The organism is Catenulispora rubra (assembly GCF_015356825.1).
Lineage (GTDB): Bacteria > Actinomycetota > Actinomycetes > Streptomycetales > Catenulisporaceae > Catenulispora > Catenulispora rubra.
Window position 1 is genome coordinate 1 of the sequence record NZ_JAACYW010000378.1, and the last position, 10,071, is coordinate 10,071.

General features: G+C 69.6%; 8 protein-coding genes and 1 pseudogene. 4 read left to right on the plus strand and 5 right to left on the minus strand.

Going from position 1 to position 10,071, the window contains the following annotated elements; genetic code table 11:
* Positions 1 to 315 precede the first annotated feature (315 nt).
* Entirely contained in the window at positions 316 to 1,047 is a 732-nt protein-coding gene (locus tag GWK61_RS49395; protein ID WP_194920647.1) for a right-handed parallel beta-helix repeat-containing protein, read from the minus strand.
* Positions 959 to 1,168: pseudogene (locus GWK61_RS61230) on the minus strand (hypothetical protein); the annotation flags it as partial. The gene GWK61_RS49395 and the pseudogene GWK61_RS61230, both read right to left, overlap by 89 nt.
* Between GWK61_RS61230 and GWK61_RS49400 the strand changes: the two are divergent.
* Entirely contained in the window at positions 1,064 to 1,291 is a 228-nt protein-coding gene (locus tag GWK61_RS49400) for a hypothetical protein (protein ID WP_194920648.1), read from the plus strand. The pseudogene GWK61_RS61230 and the gene GWK61_RS49400 overlap by 105 nt on opposite strands.
* Positions 1,292 to 1,440: 149 nt before the next feature.
* Here GWK61_RS49400 and GWK61_RS49405 read toward each other — a convergent pair whose 3' ends face one another.
* The 3 genes from GWK61_RS49405 to GWK61_RS49415 all read right to left on the minus strand — a co-directional run bounded on the left by GWK61_RS49405 (position 1,441) and on the right by GWK61_RS49415 (position 3,512).
* Positions 1,441 to 2,052, minus strand: coding sequence for a hypothetical protein (locus GWK61_RS49405; RefSeq protein ID WP_194920649.1), 612 nt, complete (start codon positions 2,050 to 2,052; stop codon positions 1,441 to 1,443).
* A 127-nt stretch (positions 2,053 to 2,179) separates the two neighbouring features.
* Positions 2,180 to 2,932, minus strand: coding sequence for a siderophore-interacting protein (locus GWK61_RS49410; RefSeq protein WP_194920650.1), 753 nt, complete (start codon positions 2,930 to 2,932; stop codon positions 2,180 to 2,182).
* A gap of 103 nt (positions 2,933 to 3,035) precedes the next feature.
* A complete protein-coding gene (locus GWK61_RS49415; protein ID WP_194920651.1) occupies positions 3,036 to 3,512 on the minus strand; it encodes a DUF4265 domain-containing protein in 477 nt (158 codons plus the stop codon).
* A 150-nt stretch (positions 3,513 to 3,662) separates the two neighbouring features.
* Here GWK61_RS49415 and GWK61_RS49420 point away from each other — a divergent pair, with 150 nt between their 5' ends.
* The 3 genes from GWK61_RS49420 to GWK61_RS49430 all read left to right on the plus strand — a co-directional run bounded on the left by GWK61_RS49420 (position 3,663) and on the right by GWK61_RS49430 (position 10,037).
* A complete protein-coding gene (locus GWK61_RS49420; protein ID WP_194920652.1) occupies positions 3,663 to 4,628 on the plus strand; it encodes an SAM-dependent methyltransferase in 966 nt (321 codons plus the stop codon).
* A 490-nt stretch (positions 4,629 to 5,118) separates the two neighbouring features.
* Complete coding sequence (locus GWK61_RS49425; RefSeq protein WP_438939826.1) at positions 5,119 to 9,135, plus strand: carboxypeptidase regulatory-like domain-containing protein; 4,017 nt, start codon at positions 5,119 to 5,121, stop codon at positions 9,133 to 9,135.
* Between the two features lie 572 nt (positions 9,136 to 9,707).
* Positions 9,708 to 10,037, plus strand: coding sequence for a hypothetical protein (locus tag GWK61_RS49430; RefSeq protein ID WP_194920656.1), 330 nt, complete (start codon positions 9,708 to 9,710; stop codon positions 10,035 to 10,037).
* Positions 10,038 to 10,071: the final 34 nt, after the last annotated feature.

Sequence of the window (10,071 nt, forward strand, 5' to 3'; positions counted from 1 at the left end):
ACCACCCCCGGCACCCCCACCCTGGCGCACACCGGCGCCAACGTCGGTGAGGTCAGCCTGGTCGCCCTGGCGTTCTTCGGCGCGGGCGGCACGGCGATGTTCGCCTCCCGCAAGGCCAAGGCCGTCGGCGCGCGCAAGCACTGACTGCTGCTGCCGCGCCCGCCGGCCCGAGGCGTACGCGGCGCTGAAAACGCGCGCCGGCCCGAGGCGCGCGAACGTTGAGGTATCTGGGAACCGCCGATCCGGTCACGACCGGTCGGCGGTTTTCGCGTGTGCCCAGAGCGTCGCGAGGTTCGGTGCAGCGGCGCCGCGACCTCACGACAGCACCGGCGCCGCCTTGCCGTTGGCCCACTTGTTCCCCGACCACACGTTCCCGGGCCCGTTCGGATTCCACTCCGTGACGTAGCTGTAGCCGTCCTTGAACTTCGTCGCGAAGACGTTGTCCTTCACCACGATGTAGCTGGTCGCGGCGGTCTGGCCGCCGGCGTAGATCGCCCAGCCGGTGGTGGCCATGTAGTTGTCCTCGACCGTGACGCGGGAGGGGGTGCCGCCGTCGGCCTCGAAGAGGCTGAGCGCGCTGTTCGTGGTGGTGGTGTCGATCAGGGCGTTGTGCTTGACCAGCAGGGAGGTGCCGGGGTCCGGGGAGCCGTCGACGCGGATCATGTCGATCTCGCCGTCGGCGGCGGCGAACCAGTAGGGGTCGTGGATGTAGTTGTCCTCGATGTCGCCCTGGCTGGTGTAAACACCCTTCTTGCTCATCCCGTGGATGTTGCAGCGCGACACCGTCACCATTCCGCCGTCGTTCATCACCGCCTGCCGCAGTTCGGTGTCGGACCGCCCGCCGATCTCGCTGTCCTGGACCGTCAGGCCGGTATGCCCGACCCACTGCAGAATCCCCCACTGGTCGATATCCGAACTCTGCGGCGCCGAGATCCGCACGTTGCGAATAACGACATTGTCAGCCTCGACCCGGATGTCGCCGACCAGATCGATGTTCTCGACCACGGCACCGTTCTCGTTGACCAGGATCTCGCCCTTCTTCGGCACGAGATGCGACCCCGGCTTGACTCCGGTGGTGCTGGCGTCGGGCCAGCCGGCCGTCGACGCAGTCTGGGCCGATGACGACGAAGAGGAGGACGACGGCGACGCAGACGACGCCGATGAGGAGCGCGAGTGCGAAGGTGAGGGCGAGGAAAGCGAAGTTGAGGAGGGCGAGGACGCAGGCGACGAAGAAGAAACAGCGCGTCCAGAAGCGCTCGGCGACGCCGTCGTAGCGATCACATGTGACTGATCGCCGGCGCCATTCACCGCCGCGGAATGAGAACTACATCCCGCAGCGAGACACAAAACCGCGATCATCGCGGCAATACCGGGCAATTGAGTCCGAGACACCGGCCGACCGTACCACCGCCGGACACCGCCTATAGACAGAATCCTGTTTTATCCCTCGCCCTGACTCGCAATCCCCTCCGCGAGCAGCCCGAATAGCATCCCCCAGTTACCCGGCGCATGCTCCGCAGCCGCCGCCACGTGAAAACGCGCGACCGCGTACTCGGCGGGCCGTGCCCGCGCCCCGTGTTTCTCGACCGCTTCAAGGCAGCGGTCGAGAAACTCCGAGTCGTCGTCATCGAATCCGAGCCCGTCGTAGGCGCGCTTCATGTCCGGCGCTTCCTCGAACCAGGTGTCCCACTCCGTTGCCGCACCCAGAAGGTAGAGCAGGTGGGTACCAGGCTCCGGCAACCCACCCCGCAGCTCCTCCGAGGAGAACGTCCGATGCGCGTCGACGTCCGTCAGCGACGACTCCTCGGCCCAGCTGGCGACCAGTTCCTCCCAGTACGCCACGTCGTGCTTGCCAGTGGTCTGACGCATGTACTCGCTCGCGAACGCCGCCATCGCCCCCGGATCGTCGATCAGCGGCGAGACAACGACATCGCTCCGGTAATCGAACCCGAAGTAGTAACGACGCCCATCGAGAGTGAGCGATTCAATGCCCCCGACGTGGCCGATCCGATCCGGCAGCGGGGCAACGTGCGCGGGAAGCTCATGTGGCATAGCGGGACGCTACCGAACTCCGGCTCATCCTCGACACACCGGCGCTGGCGGGGCCGACACCATCACGGTGTCGGCCCCGCCATTGCTCTACAAAACTGTCAGAAGCACAGAGCTGTCAGAAACGCTGTCAGACAGCCGCTTCCTCACGCTCGGCGAGCTCCCGCTTCCACTGCCGGAAGCCCTCCTCGGTACGCCCGGGACGCCAGTAGCCGGAGATCGAGGCCCAGTCGGCCGGGACCCCGCGCTCCTTGCGGACGTAGGGCCGCAGGTCGTGCATGACCGACTGCGCCTCGCCGTGGATGAAGACGTGCACCGGGCCGTCGAGCCACGGTTCGGCGCGCACAGCCTTCGCCAGCGCCTCCCCCGGCGTGCCGCCGTCGTTGTGGACCCAGGTGAGCTCCACGCCGTCCGGGCGGGCGATGTCGAGCTCGTCGGCGGGGCCCGGGACTTCGACGAACACCCGGCCGACCGCGGTGGCCGGCAGGGCTGCGCACGCCGCGGAGATCGCCGGGAGCGCCGAGCTGTCGCCGGCCAGCAGGTGCCAGTCCGCGTCGGCGCGCGGGGTGTAGGCGCCGCCGGGGCCGAACAGGCCGATGGCGTCGCCGGGCTGGGCCGCAGCGGCCCAGGGGCCGGCCAGGCCCTCGTCGCCGTGGTAGACGAAGTCGATGGCGATCGTCTCGGCGGCGGCGTCGACCGCGCGCACGGTGTAGGTGCGCGTGACCTCGCCGTCGGGCGCCGGGAACAGCAGCTTGACGTAGGAGTCGGTGAACTCGCTGGGCTGGAAGGTCGTGAAACCCGGGCCGCCCAGATGGACCCGGATCATGTGGTCGTTCAGCCGCTCGGTGCGGCGCACGACGAAGTCGTGGCGGGTGCGGGCCAAGGGGACACCTCCGGAGTTAGGCTTACCTAAGTCGTAAGCTTACGGCCTGGAGACCGGCGAAGGTCACCTACTGTTCCGCAGTCGACAGATTGCGGCCCGTCGGCTACGACTCGTAGTCGTGCAGGTGGGAGATCGCGCCTTCGTCGAAGTCCCAAAGCTCCTGCGACTCTCCTTTGCCCAAGACCTCCCGGACGGCGCGGTAGTCGACCTCACCGGGAATGTCCACCGCGATCAGGCCCTGGAATCCGGTGTCGTGGACCTGCGCGCCGAGGCCTTCGAGGTCGCGCCGCAGGCCCGACTGGGACTCCTGGCCGGCCGCCTGAAAGAAGACCACCCGTACCGTCGAATGGCCGCTCGGCTCGATCACCGAGTCCACCCACACCTGCTCCGGTTCGGGCGACTCCTGATGCTCAACGCTGACGACGTCCCCGATCGCCAGCTGCTCGGCGAACGCCGGCGGGGACAGGAGCCGGTACCTGTGATCGCCCAGGGGCTTGGCCTCCAGCTCCTCGAAGGCGACCGGCGGCCATCCGTCCTCGACGGCGAGCCGGACATGGACCTTAGACGTAGCCTCTTCCATAAGCGAGATACCTTAACCCGACGCGCCGGGTCGTGCTGGGTTGTGCCACCCTCGGGTCGTACTGCGGTACTGGCCTTCATGTGACTGATGCGGCCACCGCGGCCGATGCCGGAGAGTAAGGCGACCTGGATCGCTGACGAAAGGCCCGCCATGACCGTCCCCGCCCATGACTCCCCGGACTCCCCGGACCCCCGCACCGAGCTGGCGCTTATCCTCGAAGCCACACCGTGGGCGCTCGCCGCGATGATCGGCACCATGCGGGACGCGGCCACGGCACCCCTCGACGAGGTACTCGCCGCGCATCCCCGCCGCACGGCCGTGCTGGAAGCCGCCGGGCTGGTCCGTCGCGACGGGGACGCCGTCACCGTGGACCCGGTGCTGGACGTCGCCGACGCCGCGAGCGCGCACAGCGCCGTCGCGGCGCGTCTGAGTGCCCTGCGACAGGCGGTCACCGTCGCGGCGTCCGAGCAGACCGCCGGCGCCGCACCGGCCTGGGAGCGCCACGACGACGACGTGCTGCTGAACCAGGGCCGGGCCTCCGCCGGCACCGGCCGCGCGCTGGCCACGCGGATCGTGCCGGCGCTGCCCGGGCTGGCCGAGCGCCTGGCCCGACCCGGGAGCCGCGTGCTGGACGTCGGCACCGGCGTCGCGGCACTGGCGCTGGCGCTGGCCACGGCGCTCCCGGCGGTCGAGGTCGTGGGCATCGACGTGATGCGGCGGGTGCTGGATCTGGCCGGGACCGAGCTGGCCGAGGCGGATCCGGCTGCCGCCGGCCGCGTCACGCTGCGTCTGGAGGACGTCGGCGCGCTCTCCGAGGAGGCCGCGTACGACCTCGTCTGGCTTCCGGCCCCGTTCCTGTCGGACGCCGCTTTGCAGTCCGCGATCCCACGCGTCTTCAGGGCCCTGCGACCCGGCGGCTGGGTCGTCGCGGGCACCAATCCGGCTCCGGAGCATCCGCTGCACCGGGCCGTGGCGGCCTGGACCGCCGAACTGAACGGCGGCAGCTCATCGGACACCGCAAGCGTTGAGGAAGCACTGGTGGCCGCAGGCTTCCGTGACGAGCGCCGGTACCCGACCGTTCCGGGCGGTCCCGTGCTGGTCGCCGCGCAGCGTTAACCCCACAAAGCCTCGACCTCATAACCTCAACGCACGCGATCAAGCCGTCAACCCATGAGCGACTAAAGCGCATATCCAGGTCAGTGCGGAAAAACCGAGGACATCACCGATTTCGGGGTATAGACACAACCTTTACCTTGAGCCACACTCATCTTCACAGTCTGATCAGACTGCTGACAACAGGTCGTCCTGACCACAGGACATCCTCACCTCTGCTAGGGCACAGCGCAGCGTGGCGCCGTGTCCGCGGCGCCACGGCATGGCAGCCACCGCCATCCCAAGGGAGCCGCAGGTGCACATCCCCCTTCCTCCACGTCTGGGCAAGGTAGTAGCCCTCGCCGCCGCACTCGCGTTAACGACCGGGGTCGGCAGCGCCGCCGCCGACGTCGGGCTGCGGACCGCGACATCGCAGACCTCTGCGAACACCGCTTCGGCCGCCGTCCACCCGGCCGGAGCCGGAGGCGGAGCCGCCGCCGCCAAACCCGGAAGCCTGACCGGTGCCAAGCCCGAGGCGCGCTCGGTCTGCCCGCCGGCGGCCAAGGGCACCTTCACCTGCTTCGCGTTGCAGCGCACTGACATAGCAGGCGCCTCCGGCCTGGCGCCGGCGAGCACCCCGGCCGGGTTCGGGCCGTCGGACCTGCTCAGCGCCTACAACCTGCCGGCCAACGGCGGGGCCGGGGCGACGGTCGCGATCGTCGACGCCTACGACGACCCGAACGCCGAGAGCGACCTGGCGCTGTACCGGACGCAGTTCGGGCTCTCGGCGTGCACCACCGCCAACGGCTGCTTCAAGAAGGTCGACGAGACCGGCGGCACCAACTACCCGGCGCCGAACTCCGGCTGGGCCGGGGAGATCTCGCTGGACCTGGACATGGTCAGCGCGATCGCGCCGCAGGCCCACATCATCCTGGTCGAGGGCACCTCGGCGAGCTTCACCGACCTGGGTGCGGCCGTCGACGAGGCCGTGACGCTGGGCGCCGGCTACGTCTCCAACTCCTACGGCTCGAACTACACCTCGACGCCGGGCAGCGGTGAGGACCCGTCGGAGACCACGTCGATGGACCCGTACTACAACCACCCGGGCGTGGCGGTGCTGGCCAGCACCGGCGACGGCGGGTACGGCGTGGCCTACCCGGCCGCCTCGCAGTACGTCACCTCGGTCGGCGGCACCTCGCTGGTCAAGGACACCAGCACGCGCGGCTGGTCGGAGTCGGTGTGGTCGAACTCCTACGGCGGCCCGGGCTCGGGCTGCTCGCTGTACGAGCCCAAGCCGAGCTTCCAGAAGGACACCGGCTGCGCGATGCGGGCGCTCGCGGACGTCTCGGCGGTCGCCGACCCGGCCACCGGCGTCTCGGTCTACGACACCTACCAGGCCTCCGGCTGGCAGGTCTACGGCGGTACCAGCGTCTCGACGCCGCTGGTCGCCGGGGTCTACGCCGACGCCGGCGCACCGTCCGCCGGGACGTACCCGAACTCCTACCCCTACGCCAAGCCCTCGGCGCTCAACGACGTGACTCAGGGCTCGACGAGCACCTGCACCCCGTCGTACCTGTGCACCGCCGGCCCCGGCTACGACGGCCCGACCGGCCTGGGCACGCCCAACGGCCTGGCGGCGTTCAGCAGCGGCCCGCACGGCGTGGTCTCCGGCAAGGTCACCGACGGCACCAACCCGGTCGCCGGCGCCAAGGTCTCGGCCGGCTCGACGAGCGCGACGACCGCCGCTGACGGCACCTACACATTGAACGTGCTACCAGGCACCTACACGGTCGGCGTCAGTGCCTTCGGGTACGCCGACCAGTCGGTGACCGGCGTGGTGGTCGCCGACGGCGCCACCGTCGCGGAGAACTTCACCCTCGCGGCCGTGGCCCGGGTGGCGGTGACCGGCACCGTGACCGACGGCTCCGGCCAGGGCTGGCCGCTGTACGCGACGATCACGGTCGACGGCATGCCCGGCGGCCCGGTGTACACCAACCCCAAGACCGGCGCGTACACGATCCAGCTGCCGGTGGACAAGACCTACCAGCTGCACACCGCGGCCGCCTACCCGGGATATCAGACCACGGACACCTCGGTGGCCGTGGGGATCTCCGCGGTGTCCCAGCCGATCTCGGTGAAGGTGGACTCCGCGAACTGCACGGCCGCCGGCTACAAGGTCGGGCACACCGGGGCGTACCAGACGTTCGACGGCACGACGGCGCCGACCGGCTGGACCGTGACGAACAACACCGCCTCCGGCGGCTGGGCGTTCGACGACCCGGGCAAGCGCGGCAACCTGACCACCGGTGACGGCGGGTTCGCCATCATCGACAGCGACCACCTGGGGCAGGGGAATTCGCAGGACACGTATCTGACCTCGCCGGTCACCGACCTGTCCGCGATCGCCGCCCCGGAGCTGGACTTCGCGACGTACTACAAGCCGTACGGCAACTCCACGGCGACCGTCGAGGTCAGCGTGGACAACGGCGCGACCTGGTCCTCGGTGTGGTCGCAGACCACCGCCGGCGTGAACGGCTCCAAGGTGAGCGTGCCGCTGCCGCAGGCCGTGGGCAAGACGCAGGTGCAGGTCCGGTTCCACTACACCGGCACCTGGGCCTACTACTGGGAGGTCGACAACGTCCTGCTGGGCGTGCCGACCTGCGACCCGGTGCCCGGCGGCCTGGTGGTCGGGCAGGTCACCGACGCCAACACCAAGGCGCCGCTGGCCGGCGTGACCGTGGCCGAGACCGCCGCGCCGACCGTCGGCGGAACCACGGCGACCACCTCGGACCCGGCGCTGAAGGGCGCGTTCTACTGGTTCTTCTCGCCGACCACCGGCTCGGTGCCGCTGTCCGCGGCCAAGGGCCACTACACCACAGGCACGGCGACGGCCACCGTGGTCGCGTCCAAGGTCGTGGAGTCCGACTTCGCACTGAAGGCCGGCCGGCTGACGGTGAAGCCGGGATCCGTGTCCAAGACGGTGCCCTGGGGCGGGAACGCCACGCAGACGGTGACGGTGAAGAACACCGGCACCGCGCCGGCGACGCTGAACGTCAGCGAGCAGCCGGGCGGCTTCGTGATGCAGAACGTGCCGGCGGCACCGACGCAGATCGTGCCGGCGCACGTCACCACCGGCAGCGCCCTGCTGGCCTCGAAGCAGATCGGCGCCAAGGCGGTGAAGAGCAACGCCTCCACCTCCGGTGACAGCTGGCAGCCGCTGGCGAACTTCCCGACGCTGATCCAGGACAACATCGCCGACTTCTCCGGCGGCAAGCTCTATTCCGGATTCGGCTTCGACGGCGCCAACGACTCCAGCAAGCTCTACTCCTTCGACCCGACGGCAGGCGCCTGGACCGCCCTGGCCTCGGCGAGCGACACCCGTGAATCCCCCGCGCACGGCTTCATCGGCGGCAAGCTCTACGTCGTCGGCGGCTGGGCCACCTCCGGCAACCCCGACCCGAAGATGGAGATCTACGACCCGGCGGCCAACAGCTGGAGCACCGGCACCGCGGCACCGACGCCCTACGCGGGCTCCGGCAGCGCGGTGATCGGCTCGACCCTGTACGTCGTCGGCGGCTGCACCACCACCTGCGGCACCACCGACGTCTACGCCTTCGACGCCGGAGCAGGCACGTGGACCAAGCTGGCCGCGTACCCGGAGTCCACGTCATGGCTGTCGTGCGCGAACGTCCTCGGCAAGCTGGTCTGCGCCGGCGGCACCTCCGCAAGCGCAGCAAGCCAGAGCACGTACATCTACGACCCGGCAGCAGGCTCCTGGACCAAGGGCGCCAACGCCCCCGCGGCCTTCTGGGGCGCGGCCGGCACCGGCGCCAACGGCAAGCTGGTCGTCACCGGCGGCGTTCTGGCCGCAGGCCTGACGAACCAGGCCTGGGCCTACGACCCCTCGGCCGACGCCTGGGCGGCACTGCCGAACTCCAACATCAGCGCCTACCGCTTCGGCGGCGCCCTGGGCTTCTACACCGTCGGCGGCGGCCAGGGCACCCTGACCCCGCCCCTGTCCACAACCCAGGTCCTCCCGGGCTACAACGTCGGCCCCAGCACCCACGTGCCATGGCTCTCGGAGAGCGCGACAACAGTAACCCTGGCCCCCGGCGCCTCCGGCACATTCACCGTGACCGTGGACGCCAGCGACACCTCGATCACCCAGCCGGGCGCGTACACCGCGAGCCTCGGCCTGAGCACCGACACCCCCTACCCCCTGACGGCACTGCCGATCACCATGACGGTGAAGCCCCCGGCAACATGGGGCAAGCTCGCCGGCGTCGTGCAGTACACGGACGCCAGCGGCGCCCTGGTGCCGCTGGCAGGCGCGACGGTGCAGATCGACACGTGGGCCACGCACTACACCCTGCACACCGACATCAACGGCGGGTACGGCCTCTGGCTGGACTATCGGAACAACCCGCTGACGGTCATCGCGGCAAAGGACGGCTACCAGCCGCAGGTGAAGACGGTGACGATCACGAAGGGAGCGACCACCACAGCGAAGTTCGTGCTGCTGAAGGACTGAGCTGAGCTGACGTAGCGCTACCGAGCGGGACCACGCGGATGCGTGGTCCCGCCTTTGACGTGGCGACGGGGCAGCCGGGCTGGTGCCGCAGTTCGTCGGGTCCGACCGGACCACGCGGGGTGTTGGTTCTGGGTCCCTCGCCGCGTCGGCGGGCGCAGCCAATCGGGCTGGTTCCGTAAGGCGACGACGCGGCGAGGGACCCAGAACCCGGCGACCACAAGCATCACCGCCACCGCACAACGCAACGCAGGCAACAGCGGATAGAAAGCCGAACAGCCGCGGACCGTCGCCAAACTGCCGGACGCGCGGGTCACCCCCTCGTCGAGGAGGCCCGCCAGAGGCCTCAAGGTGCCCACCACGCACGACGATTGCCGCCTACGCAACGCATGCGCAGTGACTCGGACCGGCGCGCGATCTTGCCCGCGAACACCGCCACCCGCCAGCGCCACGCCCGTCGCCCCCATCTGATTTGAACCTGATCAAATGACTGGCGCCCATTGTCACCACCTTGTTCACTCATACCCATCAGAGCTCTGACCTCCGAGAACCACGCCTCACCGAAAAGAGCACCCATGAGACTCAAGGCACGCGTGACCGCCGGCATCGCCATCACCGCACTCACCGCCTCCGTCAGCCTGCTGTCGGCCGGATCAGCCAACGCCGTCTACTGGGACCAGACGTGCAGCCACGGGGCGGGAAACGCCAGGATCGTCGGAGACCAGACCTACTGCTACTACGGCCTCGGCACCGGCTTCTCCAACGTATACAACGTCGGGAGCCTGCATTCCGGCGACTTCCACGCCGTCTTCCAGACCAGCGCAGGCCCCCAGGACATGCCGGAGGGGCAAGTCTGGCCCGAGCCCAATATCCACACCGGCAACTTCACGCTGTGCATCTGCTAGCACCGCCCCCCGGTGCGGGCGGGTGCCCCCCGCC

Coding starts and splice junctions, on each gene's coding strand:
- GWK61_RS49405 (WP_194920649.1), bottom strand. CDS start 2,052: ATGCCACATGAGCTTCCCGCGCACGTTGCCCCGCTGCCGGATCGGATC.
- GWK61_RS49415 (WP_194920651.1), bottom strand. CDS start 3,512: ATGGAAGAGGCTACGTCTAAGGTCCATGTCCGGCTCGCCGTCGAGGAC.
- GWK61_RS49420 (WP_194920652.1), top strand. CDS start 3,663: ATGACCGTCCCCGCCCATGACTCCCCGGACTCCCCGGACCCCCGCACC.
- GWK61_RS49430 (WP_194920656.1), top strand. CDS start 9,708: ATGAGACTCAAGGCACGCGTGACCGCCGGCATCGCCATCACCGCACTC.